Annotated in this window: 21 protein-coding genes; 17 read left to right on the forward strand and 4 right to left on the reverse strand. The window is 65.0% G+C overall.

The window, feature by feature from the left end; all coding sequences use genetic code 11:
- The 7 genes from HJO_RS18415 (at nucleotide 1) to HJO_RS10175 (ending at nucleotide 6,875) form a co-directional block, all read left to right on the forward strand.
- Nucleotides 1-165, forward strand: a complete 165-nt coding sequence (locus HJO_RS18415; protein WP_156945561.1) for a hypothetical protein — start codon at nucleotides 1-3, stop codon at nucleotides 163-165.
- Nucleotides 162-1,058 carry a lysophospholipid acyltransferase family protein gene (locus tag HJO_RS10150; protein WP_051618491.1) on the forward strand — a complete coding sequence of 299 codons (897 nt, stop codon included), beginning with the start codon at nucleotides 162-164 and terminating at the stop codon, nucleotides 1,056-1,058. The genes HJO_RS18415 and HJO_RS10150 overlap by 4 nt, the downstream gene beginning before the upstream one ends.
- 15 nt (nucleotides 1,059-1,073) lie before the next feature.
- Nucleotides 1,074-2,177 (forward strand): DUF3667 domain-containing protein, encoded by a 1,104-nt coding sequence (locus HJO_RS10155; RefSeq protein ID WP_035616614.1) that lies wholly within the window; start codon nucleotides 1,074-1,076, stop codon nucleotides 2,175-2,177.
- A gap of 10 nt (nucleotides 2,178-2,187) precedes the next feature.
- The gene (locus HJO_RS10160; protein WP_051618492.1) at nucleotides 2,188-2,535 is read left to right on the forward strand and encodes an MmcQ/YjbR family DNA-binding protein; all 348 of its coding nucleotides are present in this window, start codon (nucleotides 2,188-2,190) and stop codon (nucleotides 2,533-2,535) included.
- A gap of 30 nt (nucleotides 2,536-2,565) precedes the next feature.
- Nucleotides 2,566-3,735 (forward strand): acyl-CoA dehydrogenase family protein, encoded by a 1,170-nt coding sequence (locus HJO_RS10165; RefSeq protein ID WP_035616615.1) that lies wholly within the window; start codon nucleotides 2,566-2,568, stop codon nucleotides 3,733-3,735.
- Nucleotides 3,736-3,857: 122 nt separating this feature from the next.
- On the forward strand, nucleotides 3,858-5,666 hold the full coding sequence (locus HJO_RS10170) for a DUF885 domain-containing protein (protein ID WP_084141899.1): 1,809 nt from the start codon (nucleotides 3,858-3,860) through the stop codon (nucleotides 5,664-5,666).
- Nucleotides 5,667-5,675: 9 nt separating this feature from the next.
- The gene (locus HJO_RS10175; protein ID WP_035616616.1) at nucleotides 5,676-6,875 is read left to right on the forward strand and encodes an FAD-dependent oxidoreductase; all 1,200 of its coding nucleotides are present in this window, start codon (nucleotides 5,676-5,678) and stop codon (nucleotides 6,873-6,875) included.
- Here HJO_RS10175 and mutM read toward each other — a convergent pair.
- On the reverse strand, nucleotides 6,872-7,717 hold the full coding sequence (gene mutM / locus HJO_RS10180) for a bifunctional DNA-formamidopyrimidine glycosylase/DNA-(apurinic or apyrimidinic site) lyase (RefSeq protein ID WP_035616617.1): 846 nt from the start codon (nucleotides 7,715-7,717) through the stop codon (nucleotides 6,872-6,874). The two genes, HJO_RS10175 and mutM, sit on opposite strands and share 4 nt — an antisense overlap.
- 48 nt (nucleotides 7,718-7,765) lie before the next feature.
- On the opposite strand from mutM, the gene ubiE reads away from it, so the two are divergent.
- Nucleotides 7,766-8,551: a bifunctional demethylmenaquinone methyltransferase/2-methoxy-6-polyprenyl-1,4-benzoquinol methylase UbiE gene (gene ubiE / locus HJO_RS10185; RefSeq protein ID WP_035616803.1), complete on the forward strand. Its 786-nt coding sequence runs from the start codon at nucleotides 7,766-7,768 to the stop codon at nucleotides 8,549-8,551.
- Nucleotides 8,552-8,562: 11 nt separating this feature from the next.
- On the opposite strand, the gene HJO_RS18420 is transcribed toward ubiE, so the two are convergent.
- Nucleotides 8,563-8,730 carry a hypothetical protein gene (locus HJO_RS18420; protein WP_156945564.1) on the reverse strand — a complete coding sequence of 56 codons (168 nt, stop codon included), beginning with the start codon at nucleotides 8,728-8,730 and terminating at the stop codon, nucleotides 8,563-8,565.
- An 80-nt stretch (nucleotides 8,731-8,810) separates the two neighbouring features.
- Between HJO_RS18420 and HJO_RS10190 the strand changes: the two genes are divergently transcribed.
- From HJO_RS10190 to HJO_RS10220, 7 genes are all read left to right on the forward strand, one after another.
- Entirely contained in the window at nucleotides 8,811-10,337 is a 1,527-nt protein-coding gene (locus HJO_RS10190) for an AarF/UbiB family protein (RefSeq protein WP_035616618.1), read from the forward strand.
- Between the two features lie 115 nt (nucleotides 10,338-10,452).
- Complete coding sequence (locus tag HJO_RS10195) at nucleotides 10,453-10,863, forward strand: hypothetical protein (protein WP_035616619.1); 411 nt, start codon at nucleotides 10,453-10,455, stop codon at nucleotides 10,861-10,863.
- 103 nt (nucleotides 10,864-10,966) lie between these two features.
- A complete protein-coding gene (gene coaBC / locus HJO_RS10200; RefSeq protein ID WP_035616620.1) occupies nucleotides 10,967-12,196 on the forward strand; it encodes a bifunctional phosphopantothenoylcysteine decarboxylase/phosphopantothenate--cysteine ligase CoaBC in 1,230 nt (409 codons plus the stop codon).
- Nucleotides 12,197-12,241: 45 nt separating this feature from the next.
- Nucleotides 12,242-12,730 (forward strand): GNAT family N-acetyltransferase, encoded by a 489-nt coding sequence (locus tag HJO_RS10205; protein ID WP_035616622.1) that lies wholly within the window; start codon nucleotides 12,242-12,244, stop codon nucleotides 12,728-12,730.
- A gap of 32 nt (nucleotides 12,731-12,762) precedes the next feature.
- Nucleotides 12,763-13,218 carry a dUTP diphosphatase gene (dut, locus tag HJO_RS10210; protein WP_035616624.1) on the forward strand — a complete coding sequence of 152 codons (456 nt, stop codon included), beginning with the start codon at nucleotides 12,763-12,765 and terminating at the stop codon, nucleotides 13,216-13,218.
- 66 nt (nucleotides 13,219-13,284) lie between these two features.
- Nucleotides 13,285-13,515, forward strand: coding sequence for a hypothetical protein (locus HJO_RS10215; RefSeq protein WP_035616625.1), 231 nt, complete (start codon nucleotides 13,285-13,287; stop codon nucleotides 13,513-13,515).
- Between the two features lie 97 nt (nucleotides 13,516-13,612).
- A complete protein-coding gene (locus HJO_RS10220; RefSeq protein WP_035616627.1) occupies nucleotides 13,613-14,344 on the forward strand; it encodes an RDD family protein in 732 nt (243 codons plus the stop codon).
- On the opposite strand, the gene HJO_RS10225 is transcribed toward HJO_RS10220, so the two are convergent.
- Complete coding sequence (locus HJO_RS10225; RefSeq protein ID WP_035616629.1) at nucleotides 14,341-15,222, reverse strand: alpha/beta fold hydrolase; 882 nt, start codon at nucleotides 15,220-15,222, stop codon at nucleotides 14,341-14,343. The genes HJO_RS10220 and HJO_RS10225 overlap by 4 nt on opposite strands.
- A 16-nt stretch (nucleotides 15,223-15,238) precedes the next feature.
- Complete coding sequence (locus HJO_RS10230) at nucleotides 15,239-16,582, reverse strand: ATP-dependent DNA helicase (protein ID WP_035616631.1); 1,344 nt, start codon at nucleotides 16,580-16,582, stop codon at nucleotides 15,239-15,241.
- A 125-nt stretch (nucleotides 16,583-16,707) separates the two neighbouring features.
- Between HJO_RS10230 and HJO_RS10235 the strand changes: the two genes are divergently transcribed.
- Nucleotides 16,708-17,331 carry a hypothetical protein gene (locus HJO_RS10235; RefSeq protein ID WP_035616632.1) on the forward strand — a complete coding sequence of 208 codons (624 nt, stop codon included), beginning with the start codon at nucleotides 16,708-16,710 and terminating at the stop codon, nucleotides 17,329-17,331.
- Nucleotides 17,332-17,338: 7 nt separating this feature from the next.
- On the forward strand, nucleotides 17,339-17,650 hold the full coding sequence (locus tag HJO_RS10240; protein WP_035616633.1) for a winged helix-turn-helix domain-containing protein: 312 nt from the start codon (nucleotides 17,339-17,341) through the stop codon (nucleotides 17,648-17,650).
- The last annotated feature ends 13 nt before the right edge of the window (nucleotides 17,651-17,663 follow it).

The raw sequence follows: 17,663 nt of genomic DNA on the forward strand, positions 1-17,663 counted from the left end.
ATGATTGGCATCGTTTTATTCGTCTTCGTTGTTGCACTCGTGCTGACGGGCGGGGTGTTTATCGTGCGCGCCGCATGGGAGGTTCACGTCGTCAGGCGCCGCCGCTGGGAGGAAAAGGAAAGGTGGGAGCTTGAGCAGCTCAGCAGGCGAAAGAATACAGAATGACACAGGCGCCGACCCAGACGTCGCCCGAACTCTCCTACGCGTCCTATTTCGACGATCCGCTGAAGCGGCGCCTCATCGGCGCGGTTGAGCGCCTGTCGGGCCAGCCGAAAATAAAACAGCTCTACGAGCATTACCGCGATCATCTTGCCCATGACGTGCCCTTCTTCGAGGCCGCCATGCGGCTGCTCGATCTTGACGTGCAATTCTCGGCCTCCCGCCTTGCCGAGATCCCGCACAGCGGCCCGCTGGTCATCGTGGCGAACCATCCGTTCGGCGTGCTCGACGGTCTCGTCATCTGCTGGCTGGTCGGCCTCCGCCGCATGGATTTCAAGGTCCTGACCAATTCCGCCCTTGATGGCGTGCCCGAGGCGCGGCCCTATATCCTGCCCGTCGATTTCTCCGGCACGAAGGACGCGCTTGCCGCCAATGTTGCCATGCGCAAGGCCGCGCTGGAGCATGTGAAAGCCGGCGGCTGTGTCATCGTATTTCCCGGCGGCGGCGTTGCCACCACGCCGCGCCCGTTCGACCGCACGGCGGTGGATGATGAATGGAAGCCCTTCACCGCCAAGCTGATCACCCATTCCGGCGCCCATGTGACACCGGTCTATTTCGAAGGCCAGAATTCCCGCCTGTTCCAGCTTGCCAGCCACCTTTCGCTCGAATTGCGCCTCGCGCTCGTCTTCCGTGAAGTGCGCCGCCGCATGGGAACGGCCTTGCCGGTCGTCATTGGCGAGACGCTGACGCCGGACGCCCTGAAGGATGCCGGCAAGCGCAGGGGCCTGATGGAATTCCTCCGCGCGCAGACCTATGGGCTTGCCCCGATGGGCCAGACACTGCGATATGATGCAGCAACCCGCCGTTTCATGGCGAGAAAGCCGTTGGTATTCCGCTAGCGCTGGAGCAACCACATGAGTGAATCCTTCGGAGATGCGGTCGATTCGGCCATCGAACATGCCGCGGCAGATGCGGCTTCCGGCCTTGCTGGCGGGGCGCATGCGGCCGACGGCACGCACTGCCTGAATTGTGGCAAGCCGCTGGAAGGCACTTATTGCTACGATTGCGGACAAAGTGCCCAGAGCCTGCGGCGGCCTTTCTGGGCCCTGCTCGGGGAAAGCATGGAGACGCTCTTCTCGCTCGACGGACGCATTGCCCGTACCCTGCCGGACTTGCTGATCCATCCCGGCCGGATGACCCGCGCCTATCTTGACGGCAAGCGTGCCCGCTTCATCCCGCCGTTCAGGCTCTACGTCCTTGCCTCGCTGGTCTTCTTCATCATCCTGCCGCTGATGATGGGGCAGAGGATATCCCTGGTCCCGAACGGGGAGCAGAATTTCGAGGACGCCCGCGCCGGAATCGAGCAGTCCTTCCAGGACGGCGACATGACCGACGCGGAATACGAGTCCGCGATACAGGCGGTCGACCGTGCCGAGGAATTGTGGCGCGGCGGAATTCCCGGTCTGGTCACGCCGACACCTCCCGCCCCGGAGGGCGCGGACCCCGCCCCGCTGGCACCGCAAGATGAATGGGCCGGCTTCATGCCGAAGCAGACACTCGAAACGCTACGCGCAGCCGGCGAGCAGGGTGACGAGGACGCCGCCCGCCTTGTCGAGATAATGGACGAGCCCGGCCAGCTTGCCGAACAGACCCAGCGCTGGATTCCGCGCATGATGTTCGTGCTGCTGCCGGTCTATGCCTGCCTGCTGGCCCTGGTTTACATCTGGCGACGGCAGTTCCTGTTCTTCGACCACCTGATCGTCTCGCTGCACTTCCATTCGGCCATGTTCTTTGCCATGGCGCTCGGCGCGCTTCTCGCGCCGGTTATCGGTGTCGGCTGGGTGGTGCTTGCCCTTCTGGTCTATTCGAACGCCTACCTCTATCGCCTCAACCGTGTCGTCTACGGGCGCGGCAAGTTCAGCTCGCTCGTGCGGACGCTGACGCTGGACGGTATCTATTTCATCATCCTGATGACGGCGCTCCTCACCGCGGTCATCCTCGGGGCATTGTCACTCTGATGTGCGCGGCATGATCACCGCAGACCGGTTCCGCGCGATTGCGCTCGCAATGCCCCACACGCTGGAGAAGGCGCATTTTGACCGGGCCGGGTTCCGTGTCGATGTGCCGAAAGGCAAGATGTTCGTTACGCTCGGGCCGGACGGGGCAAGTTGCAACGTCTTCCTGACGCCAGACGAACAGGCCATGCTCACCGCCGCCGAGCCGGGCGTGTTTGCCAAACTCCCCAACAAGTGGGGCGACAAGGGCGCAACCTCCGTCACCCTTGCGGCCTGCGACGAAGCCACACTCCGCTCGGCTCTCACCATGTCGTGGCGTCATGCTGCCCCGGCAAAATTCCATGACGAACTGACGCTTTGACCCCGTCACTTTCCGGTCTAGTCTCCGCGCATGGCTGACACATTCCAATCGACTGACACGCTCGCAAATGCCCGCGCATTGGCGCCTGACCTTGCCGCCCGCGCTGCGGAAATGGACGAGGTGCGCCGCCTGCCGGCAGACCTTGCCGCGAAACTGGCGAAGGCCGGCATGTTCCGCATGGTCACGCCGAAATCGCTTGGCGGGCTCGAACTGGCCCCCCGCGAGATTGTCGAAACCATCGAAGCCCTCGCCGTCGGCAATGCCAGCGCCGCCTGGTGCGCCATGATCGGCGCAACCACGGCGCTGAACGCCGCCTACATGGACCCTGCCGCCGCCAGCGAAATCTATTCCGATCCTGACACGATCACCGGAGGCGTCTTTGCGCCGATGGGCAAGGCAGTCGTCGAGGGCGACAATTACCGCGTCACCGGGCGCTGGCAGTGGGGTTCCGGCTCGGCCAATTGTTCCTGGCTCTGCGGCGGCTGCACGATCTGGGAAGACGGCGAGATGAAACGTCTGGCCAGCGGTGCGCCGGACGCCCGGATGATGGTCTTCCCGGCCTCGGACGCGACCCTGATCGACACCTGGCATGTCATGGGCCTCAAGGGCACCGGATCCGGCGATATCGCGGTCAATGACATCATCGTGCCGAAGGCGCGGTCGGTCTCGCTCGTGGCCGACGTGCCACATGAAAAGGGCCCGCTCTTCACCTTCCCGGTCTTCGGCCTGCTCGCCCTCGGCATATCCTCGGTCGCGCTTGGCAATGCGCGCGGCGCGCTGGACTCGTTCGCCGCGCTGGCCACGGCCAAGAAATCGCAGGGCTCCGCCAAGACGCTGGCCGAGCGCCAGACCATCCAGACGGATTTTGCCCGCTGCGAAGCGGCCTGGCGCGCCGCGCGCGCCTACCTGTTCGACGAAGTCGACCAGGCCTGGGCCGTGGCAACCCGCGATGGTGCCATCCCGGTGGAGCGTCGCGCCGCCCTGCGCCTAGCCTGCTCGCACATGACCCGCACGGGCGCCGACATCTGTCGCACGGTCTATGAACTCGGTGGCGGTGCAGCCCTGTTTGAATCCTCGGATCTCCAGCGCCGCTTCCGCGATGCGCACGGCATCACCCAGCACATCATGACGGCCCCTGCCACGTGGGAACTTGGCGGCCGCATCCTGTTCGGCCTGCCGACAGACGCCAGCATGGTCTAGCGCGCGGGCAGGGCGCAGGGCCGACGAAATCGGCAAAAATTTGACTGGCAGGGCCCTGTTGGAATGTGTCAGTGTAACAAAATACCTGACGCGCCCCGCGCGAGAGACGAGAGGACTGTTTCATGAAAATCCAGGGATTGATGGCCGCTGTTTCGCTGGCCGCACTGGCCGCCACGGGCTGCACCACAGAGCAGGCTTACCAGGACCCCGGCCTGCTGGTCGAACTGCCGCCAGCGCCTGCCGAGACGCCCGCCCCGTCGCCAGAGGTGGCCGCCGATCCAATGGCCATCGATACCAGCACCGAATGGGGCGCTTTCCTGTCGGACTTCCTCGACTCCTATTTTCCCATCAATCCGAACTTTGCCATCTACCAGGGCCGCCACGAATTCGATGGCCGGCTGCCCGACTGGTCGCCGTCAGGCCTGAAGCTTGCGGCCGACCAGCGCAAGCAGGCAATCGAGGCGGCCGAAGCGCTCGATGACGCGGCCCTGTCAGACACCGACACGTATGAGCGCAGCTATCTGATCCATGTCCTTCAGGGCGAGCTGTTCTGGCTGGAAGAAGCAGACTTCCCCCACAGGAATCCGGATTTCTATGTCGGCGCGCTCGACCCGAACGTCTATATCGCACGGCCCTATGCCGACGCCGAAACACGGATGAAGGCGTTCATCACATACGCGAAGAACGTGCCCGCCGCCGCCGCGCAGATCGAGGCGAACCTCAAGCTGCCGCTGCCGGAAACCTACCTGAAATACGGGCAGGCCGCCTTTGGCGGCTTTGCCGACTATTATTCCGGTGATGCAAAGGCCGCCTTTGCCGAGGTGACCGACGAAGCCTTGCAGGCCGAATTCGACGCTGCCGCTGCTGCTGCAACCACCGCCATGCAGCACCTCTCCGACCATATCGGGTCTGTTCCCGCCACACAGGACGGCTTCGCGCTGGGCGCGGAGAAATTCTCCGACATGGTGCGCCTCACCGAAGCGGTTGACGTGCCGCTGGCGGAACTGAAAGCAATCGGCCAGGCAGACCTGAAGCGCAACCAGGATGCCCTGACATCCGCCTGCACCGTGTATGCGCCGGGCCTGTCGCTGGGCGACTGCATGAAAAAGATGGGGGCCAACAAGCCCGCGGTCGGCCCGGTCGAGGAAGCGCGCGAACAGCTGCCCGAACTGCGCGCCTTCATCGTTGAAAACGACATCGTGACGATTCCCGGCACCGAGCAGGCGCTGGTCGAAGAGTCGCCGCCCTATAACCGGCAGAACTCGGCCTATATCGACATTCCGGGGCCCTACGAGACCGGCCTGCCATCGGTCTATTACATCTCGCCGCCAGACCCGTCCTGGGACGAGGCAACACGTGCCGCCTACATTCCCGGCAAGATGGACCTGCTCGGCACCAGCGTGCACGAGGTCTGGCCCGGCCACTTCCTGAATTTCCTGCATTCCAACCGGTCTGAATCCGTGCTCGGCAAGCTTTTCGTCGGCTATGCCTTCGCCGAAGGCTGGGCCCATTATACTGAAGAGATGATGTATGATGCGGGCCTGCATGACGGCGACCCGGAAACCCATGTCGGCCAGCTGTCCAACGCCCTCCTGCGCGATTGCCGCTACCTGTCGGCCATCGGCCTGCATGCCGAGGGCATGACGGTCGAGGAGAGCTACGACCTCTTCCGCAATGAATGCTACCAGGATGCCGGCAATGCCCTGCAGCAGGCCGCCCGCGGCACCTATGATCCCGCCTATCTCAACTACACGATGGGCAAGCTGATGATCCGCAAGCTGCGCGACGACTGGACGGCGAAACACTTCCCGGACGATCCGCGCGCGGGCTGGAAAGCCTTCCACGATGAATTCCTGTCCTATGGCGGCCCGCCCATTCCGCTGGTGCGCCAGCAGATGATGGAAGAGGCTGAAGCGAAAGCGGTCTTCTAGGCGCACCGCATGGCGCCGCTGAATATCGGCATTGCCGGCGCAGGCATTGGCGGCCTCGCTGCCGCAGCCTTCCTGGCGCGCGAGGGGCACCGCGTCACGGTGTTCGACCAGTTCGAGACGGCCGGGCCCATCGGGTCCGGCCTGATCCTGCAGGAGACAGGCCTCACCATTCTCGGTGAACTTGGCCTGCGCACGAAAGCTGAAACCCTCGGCGCGCCGATCCGGCGCCTCTACGGTCGCTCCCGGCCATCAGGGCGCACCGTGCTCGACGTGCGCTATGGCGCGCTCAGGCCGGGCCTGTTGGGTGTGGCAATCCAGCGGCCCGCCCTGTTCACCATTGTCCATGACGCGGCGCTCGGTGCCGGTGCCCGCCTGGTGCCGTCCACGCGAATCACGGCGGCCAATCCGAAGGATGCCACCCTTGTCGATGCCGCCGGCGCGCTGCACGGACCATTCGACTTCATCGTCGACGCGCTCGGCGTGAAGTCCGTCCTGTCATCGGCGCCGATGAAGGAACTGCCCTATGGCGCGCTCTGGGCAACTCTGCCCTGGCCTGCTCACAGCGGGTTCCACGCCGACGCCCTCGAACAGCGCTACGAAGCGGCCAGCCGCATGGCCGGCGTCATGCCGTCAGGCCGCGCCGCCGGGGATGCGCCGCAAACCCTCACCTATTTCTGGTCGATCCGCGCCGACCGGCATGACGCTTGGCGCGCCGCCCCGCTCACCCATTGGCGTGATGCTGCCCTCTCGCTCTGGCCGGAAACCGAACCGCTCCTCACCCCCCTCAAGACCCACGCCGCGCTTACCTTCGCCCGCTACCGCCACCGCACCCACTGGCCTGCTGTCTCCGGTCGCATGGTACATCTCGGCGACAGTTGGCATGCCGCCAGCCCCCAGCTGGGGCAGGGGGCCAACATGGCGCTGCTTGATGCTTTCGCGCTGGCCCGCGCCGTCGGGCGCAAGCCGAATGTCGGCTATGCGCTTGAAGACTATGCCCGCATGCGTGCCGGCCATGTCCGCCTGTTCCAGCTGATGAGTTACCTCTTCACCCCGGTCTACCAGTCGGACTCGGCTGTCCTGCCTTGGTTGCGCGACTGGCTTGCCGCACCCGTCAGCCGGATCTGGCCGGGGCCCCAGGTGCTGGCAGCGATGGTTTCCGGCGGCCTCGGCGCGCCATTGTGGAAGCTGGGCCTGAAGGCCGCCCGCTAACGCTGGCACGTCCCGCAATAGAAGCTCGACCGTCCCGCCTGCACGATCCGCTTCACGGCCGCCCCGCACGCCTTGCACGGCTTGTATTCCCGGTCATAGACATCGAACCGGTGCTGGAAATAGCCAAGCTCGCCGCTGGCATTGGCAAAGTCCGAAATCGACGAGCCGCCCGCATCAATCGCTTCGGCAATCACCTGGTTGATCGCGGGCGCCAGCCGCGCTGCGCGCTGGCCGGGAATGCTGGACGCCTTGCGTTTGGGCGAGATGCCGGCGCGGTAGAGCGCTTCGCAGACATAGATATTGCCAAGGCCCGCAATGATCGACTGGTCCAGCAGGGCCGCCTTGATCGGCGTCGCCTTGCCCTTCAGCGCCGTGTCCAGGTAGGCCGCTGAAAACCCGTTCGACAGCGGCTCCGGCCCCATCGCCATCAGGCGCGGATAGGTGTCGAATGTCGCTGCGGGCCACAGTTCCATGAAGCCGAACCGGCGCGGATCGTTATAGGTCACCGTGTGGCCATCCTCCATGTGGAAGACGACATGGTCGTGGCGCGCATCATTTCCCGTCTCGTGGTGGAAATCCGCCAGCCCGCCGCCGCCCACGGTGAATCGCCCTGTCATGCCAAGATGCATGACCAGCACTTCGCCGGTCGACAGGTCTGCCGTCAGGAATTTTGCCCGCCGCCCCAGCCGCTCGATCCGGGCGCCGCTGACACGTTCGGCAAAGCGTTCGGGGAAGGGGAATCGCAGGTTTGGCCGGTTCTGCAGCAATGACTGGATCACTGCCCCTTCCATGACAGGGGCAAGTCCGCGGCGAACTGTCTCGACTTCAGGTAATTCAGGCATTCTTATCGCATATAGCCTATGGCGTTCAGGGCAACTATGGTGGCGCGCATGTCAGACGCAGAAACAGAGCGCAAGGTCTCCTTCGGGTTCGAGGAGGTGACGGAGGCCGAAAAGGTCGCCCGGGTGAAGGGCGTGTTCCGGTCGGTCGCGTCGCGCTACGACCTGATGAACGATCTCATGTCCGCCGGCGTCCACCGCCTGTGGAAGCATGACGCCATGAACAAGCTGAACCCGCAACCGGGCGAGCGCCACCTTGATGTCGCAGGCGGCACGGGCGAACTCGCACGCGCCTTCCTTGAACTCGCCGACAAGGCTGGCAAGCGGCGCGGCGTAGCGGCGAAGGCCACCGCCATTGTCTGCGATATCAATGACGCCATGCTGGAGGCCGGCAAGGCGCGAGCCGACAATGCCAAGTGGGACGGGCGGCTCGACTGGGTCTGCGCCGACGGCCAGCAACTGCCGTATCCGGATCGCACATTCGATGCGGTCACGGTGTCGTTCGGCATCCGGAATTTCGCCGACCGTGTCGCAGGCCTGAAGGAATTCCGCCGCGTATTGAAGCCGGGCGGGCGGCTCGCCGTACTGGAATTCAGCCACATGACCGCGCCGGCCCTGCAGGCGGCCTATGACACCTACAGCTACAATGTCATCCCGCGCCTCGGCAGCCTCGTGGCCGGCGACCGGGAAAGCTATCAGTATCTCGTGGAATCAATCCGTCAGTTCCCTGACCAGGAAACATTCCGGGCAGAAATGGAAGACGCAGGATTCTCCCGCGTCTCCGTCACGAATTTTTCAGGTGGCATCGCCGCCCTGCACTTTGGCTGGGCGGTCTGATGCGGAAGCGATCAGTTGCCGTCAACCTTGATGCCGTCGTCACCGACCGAGATTTCGAGGTCGGCCTTGGCGCTATGGTCCTGCGTGAAATAATAGATACCGAATCCCACGACGCCGACAAAGAGAGCGCCAACCAGGAAGTATAGAAAACCATTGCCGTTTGTATTCAAGCTAGCCATGACAGGCCCCTTCTTTTGTTAGTATCGCCTTCACAACGCCCCGGTTTGCAGGATGGTTCCCGCTCGGACGGAACTGTCTGATGGGGGCTGTCTCGGACTATCTGCGCCTGATGCGCGCGGGCACATCGCTGGCGCGTCACGACGTCATCCTGCCGGCCGAATACAAGGCGCGCCTGCCGCTGCCCGCCCGGGTCGCCGGCGGCGTGCTGCGCCTCTTCAGCGGCGGCGCTCGTGGCCGGCCCGGAGAGCGCCTCGCCCGCGCGCTCGAAAAACTCGGCCCCGCCTATATCAAGCTCGGCCAGTTCCTGGCGACGCGGCCGGACGTCTTCGGCTCGGAAGTGACCTCCGATCTCAGCCGCCTGAAGGACAAGCTGCCGCCATTCTCCGAAAAGGCCGCCCGCGCTGCCCTTACTGAGGAATTCGGCGCCGAGGAGGCAGCGCGCCTGTTCCCGGTGCTCGGCCCGCCTGTCGCCGCGGCCTCCCTCGCACAGGTGCACCGGATGGACATGCCTGACGCCAGCCAGCGCGCCGTCAAGATTCTCCGCCCCGGCATCGAAGGCCAGCTGATGCGTGAGCTTTCCGCCATGAAGCGCGCCGCCCGCACCATCGAGGGCGTCTCCGTTGAAAGCCGCCGGCTGAAACCCATTGCCTTCACCGAAACCATCGCCGCCGCCATGATGCGCGAGACCGACCTGCGGCTTGAAGCCGGCGGCGCCGACGAGATGCGCGTGCTCAGCGAGACCAGCGGCTATTTCCAGATCCCGAAGGTCGACTGGGACCGCACCGGTCGCCGCGTGCTCACCACCGACTGGGTCGACGGCATCCCGCTCACCCATCCGGACGCGCTGGCAAACCCCGCCATCGACCGGGTCGCCCTCGCCAATGACATCACGCGCGGCTTCCTCACCCATGCCATCGAGCACGGCGTCTTCCATGCCGACATGCACGAAGGCAACATCATCGTCACGCCGGAGGGCAAGATCGCGCTGGTCGACTTCGGCATCATTGGCCGCATCAGCCTGATGGAGCGCCGCTTCCTTGCCGAAATCCTCTGGGGCTTCCTGAGGCGTGACTACATGCGCATCGCCGAGGTGCATTTCGAAGCGGGCTATGTGCCGGCCAGCCAGTCGGTCGGCGATTTCGCGCAGGCCCTGCGGTCGATCGGCGAACCGGTCCACGGCAAGCCGGCCGAAGACGTGTCCATGGGCCGGGTCATCCTGCAGCTGTTCGACTATACGCAGACATTCGGCATGGCGATGCGGCCGGAACTCGTCCTCCTCCAGAAGACCATGGTCCAGGTCGAGGGCGTCGCCCGCGCCATCGACCCCGGCCACAATATCTGGAATGCATCCGAGCCGGTGGTCGGCGCCTGGGTCCGCCGCAGTTTCGGGCCGGAGGGCGCCGCGCGCCTGATCAGCACCAGCTTGCGTGACGTGACCAACCGCCTGAAACGCCTGCCCGAGGTGATGGACCGGTTCGAAGCCTCGCTTGATGCCCCGCCTCCAGCGCCGCCGCCGCGTGAGCGGTTTGCGCCCTGGTGGGGCTGGTTCGGCCTCGTCACCATCCTGGCGCTCGTCGCCTACGCCGCCGTCCTCAGCCTTGCCTGACAGGCCCCGGATGGGGTCTTGCCGCCGGCAGACTCCCTTGCTGGGTGTAAACCCTTAATGCGCGTTAACTTCTGGACTAGGCTCTCTTCCGAACTGCGGGAAAGGGCGCCGGAAGATGAAGACCTACCTCACACTTGCCGCAGGCGCGGCGCTCCTCTGCCTCACCCCCGCCACCGCCTCGGCGCAACTCATACGCCATGTCGGCGAGCCGGCTCCCACCCGCGAATACTTCCCGCAATCGGCTGTCTGGCCTGCGCCTGACCTGAAGGGCGGCCCTGACCGGGCAGCGCCGAACGTCTCCAGCCAGGCCCGCTTCCTGCGGATTTCGCCGCGCAGCACGGCCGGCACCTCCGGTGTCCGCATTTTCCGCGGCTCGCCCGAACCTGTCGCGCCAGCGCCGCTTTCGGCGACCTCTGGCGTGACCGTGATCAGGTTGAAGAAGCCGCCGCGCAATCCCTACAAGACGGTGATCGTCTATGCGCCGGGCTCGGTGCGCACCATTTCCCCCCGCCGGATTCCTGACTGAGACCGGCCGGAATCTTTACCTTGTGCGTCGGTTTCACAGGGTTTTGTTGGGTTTGTGCAATGTTTTTGGGTTAAGAAGGCTCCGGCAACCCATTTAAAGGCCCATGGAACAAAAGCGCATCCTCCTGATCATCGGTGGCGGCATTGCCGCCTACAAAAGCCTCGAACTGATCCGTGAACTCGGACGGCGCGGCATTGCCAGCCGCTGCATCGTCACGCGCGGAGGCCAGGAATTCGTCACCCCGCTGTCGGTTGCCGCCCTCTCCGGCGACAAGGCCTATACCGAACTGTTCGACCTGGATGAAGAAGCCGAGATGGGCCATATCCAGCTCTCGCGCTCGGCCGACCTCGTCGTCGTCTGTCCCGCAACGGCCGACCTGATGGCCAAGGCCAATGCGGGCCTCGCCAACGATCTTGCCTCCACAACGCTGCTCGCCACCGACAAGCCGGTCCTTATGGTGCCTGCGATGAATGTGCGCATGTGGCAGCACGCCGCCACGATCCGCAACGTCGCGCAGCTGCGCGCTGACGGCGTCACCGTCATGGAGCCGGACGAGGGTGCCATGGCCTGCGGCGAGTTCGGCCCCGGCCGCCTGCCGGACGTGCCGGTCATCGTTGCCGAGATCGAAGCTGCGCTATCCGGCCAGGCAAGTGGGCCGCTGGCAGGCGTCCACGCCCTGATCACCGCCGGACCGACGCGCGAACCGCTGGATCCCGTGCGCTACCTGTCCAATCATTCCTCCGGCCGGCAGGGCTATGCCATCGCCTCGGCGCTCGCTGCCGCGGGCGCAAGCGTCACGCTCGTCTCCGGCCCGGTGGCCCTGGCCCCGCCGCGCAACGTGAACCTGGTGCAGGTCGAAACGGCCCGGCAGATGCTGAAGGCCTGTGAAGACGCGCTGCCGGCGGATGTGTTCGTGTCCGTCGCCGCTGTGGCCGACTGGCGCCCGGCCCGGGCCGCCACCAAGAAGCTGAAGATCAAGGCCGTCGATACCGAGGCGCCCGCGATGGAACTCGCAGAGAATCCGGACATTCTCCGCACACTCTCCAACAAGCGCAAGCACAGGCCGCGCCTTGTCGTCGGCTTTGCCGCCGAGACACATGATGTCGAAGCCTATGCCCGCGCCAAGCTGGAGCGGAAGGGCTGCGACTGGATCATCGCCAATGACGTTTCCGGCGATGTCATGGGCGGCGCGGATAACGAAGTCGTGCTGATCACGCGCGAGACATCCGAACGCTGGCCGCGCATGGGCAAGGACGAGGTCGCCCGCCGCCTCGCCGGCAAGATTGCCGCCGAGCTGGGCCATGATGGCGGCCTGAAACTGGCAGCGGAATAGGCGATCCGCCTTGACAGCCGCGCGCCGCTCGCGCACCCGCCCGGCATGATTATTCGCCCCTACCAGCTGTCCGACCTGCCCGCGCTCCATGTCATCAACCAGGCTGGCGTGCCCGGCGTTGGCGACGAAACCGTGGAGGGGCTCGGCAAGTGGCTCGGGCTGAGCCATGCCCTCGTGGCCACGGACGACGCCGACCAGCCGCTTGGCTTCATCACGCTCCTGCCGCCCGGCACGCTGGACTACACGAGCGCGAACCTCCGCTGGCTCGAGGCATGGGGCGACGATTTCATCTATGTCGACCGGATCGCGATCGCCGAGACAGCCCGCGGGCAGGGGATCGGCGACGCGCTCTATCGCGCCGCCTTTGACGCCTATGCCGGCAAGACGCCCTTCATCACCTGCGAGGTCAACCTGCGCCCGCCCAACCCGGGATCGCTTCGCTTCCACGCGCGACTGGGATTCACCGAGATCGGCCGGCGCAGTTATGCCGACGACACGAAGGAAGTTGTGTACCTGGCGCGTCCGCTTGCTTGACTCGCCACGCCGACTCAAACACGCCTGAACCGATGACAGACGTGAACGTGAAAATCCTCCCGCTGCCGCATTTCGACGGGCTCGACCTGCCGGCCTATGAAACCAGCGGCTCGGCCGGCATGGACGTGCGCGCCGCTGTCGGCGCCGACGACGCAGTGGTCCTGATGCCGGGGCACCGCGCCATGGTGCCGACCGGCCTCAGCGTCGCCATCCCCGAAGGCTATGAGATCCAGGTCCGCCCGCGCTCGGGGCTGGCCGCCAAGCATGGCCTGACCTGCCTCAATACGCCGGGCACGATCGACAGCGATTATCGCGGTGAAATCAAGGTCATCCTGATCAACCTGGGCGATGCGCCGTTTACCATCGCGCGGGGCGAAAGGATTGCCCAACTGGTGCTCGCCCCGGTTACCCGGCTGGCCTGGAAAAAGGTCGGCGCGCTTGACGAAACCGCGCGGGGGGCTGGTGGTTTCGGTTCAACTGGGCGATAATAATCCTTGCAATGAGAACCGTCCTGCCCATATATCGAATAACGATATAACTTGGAGGTACTTTGAATGGATCCTTTTCAGATGGTCGTGATCATCGTGGTGATTTCCGTCGCCGCGAGCACGTTCAAGAACTACCTCCAGATGAAGGAAAACCGAAAGGCAGATGCGGCCTCGGAGGTCGATGTCGCCAACCTGCGGACCGACGTGGCGCGGCTCAAGGAACGGGTTCGCGTTCTCGAGAAGATCGTGACCGATGGTGACCGCCACCTTGCCGACGAAATCCGCAAGCTGGCCTAACGCATTGTGTTAACGCGGGTCCGAAAATTGCCGGACCCGAAGGCACCCTAATCTAAACCCTTGCGTGTAAGACGGGCTCCAAACGAGGGGGCCCGGCATGGCAACTTTTGGAAAAAAGACGACGGGCGGTGCCCAGTCAGCGGCGTTTGGCAGGCGGGCCTCCGCTGCGCCAGCCCCGGTCTCGGATGAACTGTCGCCGAAGGCGCGCGCCTTTCTCGAGGCCGAGCGCGCCCGGAACGGCGCACCGGGAAATGCTGCCTTTCCGACTCCGCCCGGCGCTGCGACACCCTCAGCCTTCCCGACCTCGCCGTCCGCCAGCTACACCCCGCCCGGCAAGCCGGCGGGCAAGCCCGTCTTCGGGCGTCGCATCATCGCGCGCATCGTCGACGAACTGATCATCCTCATTCCCATGCTGGTCATCCTGTCACCGATGGTGATGGGCGCGCTCGGCAACATGACGACGGCGCTGCCGGGGTCGCCGGAAGAGGCGCGCGCCAATATCGAACTCGTAAAGGTCGGCGCAATCCTGTTCCTGGCCCAGGCAGCCTATGGCATCGCGATGGAATCGTCCGGTTTCCAGGCAACGCTGGGCAAGCTCATGGTCGGCGCGCTGGTGACCGGCAGTGACGGCAACAAGCCAAGTCTCGGGGCGGTGATCATGCGCAACACGCTCGCCCGTCTGATCGTCAACGTCATCCCCCTCTATGTCGGCTACCTGATCGGCCTCGGCCGGGCCGACCGCAGGGGCGTGCACGACCTGATCGCCGGCACGATGGTCCGTGCCCGGGCAGGCGAGGGGCAGGCAGCCATGTCGGACGTCTTCGCCTAGAGCCCGGCAAGCCACGCAATGACTGTACCGGAAACCCGTTCCGGCAGTTCCGGCAGCAGGGCATGGCCAGCGCCGTCAATGCGCACGGCTGTCACCTGGTCCGGATAGGCCGCTTCCAGCAGGTCGATCGTATCGGCCGGCGGCGCGATCGTATCCTGCAGGCCCGCGATCACCAGCATCGGCTTGCCGCCACCGTCCCACCAGGTTGCGGAATCGGTGGCGCGCGTGGCGGCGCCCTGCATCTGGCCCGTGGCGGCATGCCAGCCGCGCATCCAGTGGTCAGGTACCGGATTGCCCTCGGCAAAGAAGCCATACCGCACGGCGGCCTCGCGTTCCGCGCGTGTCAGCTTCGGATCGAAACTGTTTCGCAGCGCCAGGGCCGCTTCCGGCTCGATCGGTATCAGGCCGCCCGCTGCAAGCAGGATCACGCCGCGCACCCGCTCGGGATGGCGCGCTGCCACGGCCCGGGCAAGGCGGTTGCCGAACGCATGCCCCAGCACCACGACGGGTGCCTCCCGTGTTGCCAGATAGCGCCCGGCATCGTCGGCCAGGTCGTCAAGGCTCGGCTCGGCTGCCGAGGCTGTCGCGCCATTGATGCCCGGAGCCTCGAACAGGGTGACCGAATAGCCAACCGCTGCCAGCGTGCCTGCCAGTTCGTTGAAATCGCTCGCCTCGCGCCCGGCGCTGGCGAACATCACGATTTCGGGCCCGTCGCCCAGGTGGAAGGTCACGATATGCGCGCCGCCGGCGTCCAGGTCCTGGCGTTCGCCCACAGGCTCGCGTGCCGTCGCCCCAGGCAGGTCGTGATATGTCATCAGGACAAATCCCGTGACGAGGAAAACGAGCGCCAGGACGCCCAGGATACTCCATCTAAGCACGGTTCTTTCCTTCCCGTCAGATCAGGGCGCCTTCCTCCCGGGCGAAACGCGCCAGCAGGTAGGCGTCAGTGTCTTCGATCGTTTCCAGTTTGCCAAATGCAAAGGCCTCCCGGTCAAGCACAAGGTCGCGCGGTCGCAGTTCGCGGCTGATCTCCAGGCCTTCCAGCGTGCGGGCGCGGGAGAACGCGACATAGGCCTGCCCGTGGGCAAACATGCCGCTGTCGAAATCGATGAACACCTTGTCCAGCGTCAGGCCCTGCGCCTTGTGGATCGTCACGGCATAGGCGAGACGCAGCGGCACCTGCTTGAACGTGCCGACGACTTCGCGCTTCACCTTCTTGGTCTCCGGGTCGAGCTCGTAGCGGTATTTTTCCCAGGCCGAAGGTTCGATCTCGTAGACCCGTCCCTCGATCGCGACGATCACCGTCCGCCCGGAAAAGCCCTCGACTGTTGCCAGGGATCCGTTGACCCAGCGCCCCTCGGGGTCGTTGCGGATCAGCATGACCCGTGCGCCTTCCTTCAGTTCAAGGTCGGCTTCGGTCGGAAACGACTTCTCGTCGAACTGGCCCTGCACTTCGGCATTGAACACCTTGGGCGTGGAGGTCAGCCCGGCAAGACGCGCGGCATTGATGCGGTTCGCATTGGCATTGTTCGGTGTCAGCACGACATGGGTCTCGGACGCATCCACGGCACTGCGACCGGACACGAGCCCGCGCAACACAGCCTCGTCCATCGGTGTCACCCGGCCAGTGCGCAGCGCGCCGAGCACGGCCAGGAAACGCGGGTCTTCCTGCCGGAACACGTGTTTCAGGGCGAGCAGGGCGAACTCCGCATCGCGGAAAGCCGGGGCGTTGAAGAAATAGCTGCCGCCATAGCGCTGTTCCAGGATCGGCGCCTCGCTGTTGGACACCACAGGGGGCAGCTGGTGCAGGTCGCCCGACAGGATCATCCGCACACCGCCGAACGGGCGTTTCGACATCCGGTTCAGTTTCAGGCTGCGGTCGATCGCATCCAGCATGTCGGAGCGGACCATGGAAATCTCGTCGATGATCACCGTCTCGACTGCCTTGATCAGGCGCGTCGAGCGCAGCCGCTTGATATCGGTCGGTTCGATCAGGCGCGGCGGCAGCTTGAAAAAGGAATGGATCGTCTGGCCGCCGGCATTCATCGCGGCAACGCCGGTCGGCGCCAGCACAACCGCCTTGTCGCCGGCCCCGGCCAGGAACTTGCGCAACATGGTCGTCTTGCCGGTGCCGGCCCGGCCGGTCAGGAACAGGTTGCCCTGCGCACCGGCGCCGGTGGCGACCCAGTTCGCGGGCGCGGCATAGATGGTTTCCGGGTCGGTCGGCGTCTGCGGCATGCCTTCGCTTAACGGGCTTTTCCCGGCATGGCGAGAGCCGGGCGTGTGGCCGGCAGAAGCGGTTCTTGACACCACAGCGGAGTCAAACTACTTTGCATTTCAAAGTGAATGCTGGAGCCAGTGTTATGAGCGAACAAAATTTGACCGACGATCTCGCCTATTTGCGGGACATGGCCGAAGCCGGCCAGAACGCACCGCTGCTTGGTGGGCGCTTTCTCAGCTGGTGGGGCGGGCTCGGAGCGCTCGCCTATCTCGGCCATTATGCGATTGCCGAAGGCTTCATGGGCCTGCAGCCGGTCGCCTTTGCCTGGCTGTGGGGCGGCTATGCGATTCTCGGCTTTGGCGGCTTCAGGCTGTTGCAGATGACGTTTCCGGCCGGAAAGCCCGGCGCGGCTTCGATGGGGAACAAGGTGTCCCGCCTCGTCTGGATGGGCGCCGGCATGACGCTGTTCGCCTATTTCGCTGGGGCCCTCGCCCGGTCTTTTGCGGACGGGCACGCCAGCGCGGCGTTCGTCTGGTCGCTGCCTGTCGTCTTCAGCGTCTACGGCCTGTCCCAGCTGACGACCGGACTGATTGCCGGAAACCGTTTCCTGACACTGGCCGGCTGGGGCGCGATCGCCAGCGTCGCCGCAGCCGTCTTCCTGCTCGGCTCGAACCTGGTCTGGGTGTTTGGCGCTGTTGTGGCCGGCCTCACAGTGTTCCTGCCCGGCGTGCTGATGATGCGGAGCGAACCGTCAGACACGGTTTGATCCGGCCATGAGCAGCGACAACCCCTACAATCACAATGACATCGACGATGTCATCCATGGTCGCCTGCGGCTCGGCATCATGGCCTATCTCTCATCGGTCAACCCGGCCGTCTTCGGTGAACTGAAGGAGAAGGTCGGCGCGACCGACGGCAACCTTTCCACCCACCTGCGCAAGCTGGAAGAGGCAGGCTATGTCCGGATCGAGAAGCGCTTCGTCGGTAAGCGGCCCCAGACACGTGTGTTCCTGACCGATGCCGGCCGGTCGGCCTGGCTGGCCTGGCTCGACCGGATGCAGGCATTGATACGCGCTTCGGAATAGGGCGCTCGGCCGA

Origin of the sequence: Hyphomonas johnsonii MHS-2, assembly GCF_000685275.1 — a bacterium.
Lineage (GTDB): Bacteria > Pseudomonadota > Alphaproteobacteria > Caulobacterales > Hyphomonadaceae > Hyphomonas > Hyphomonas johnsonii.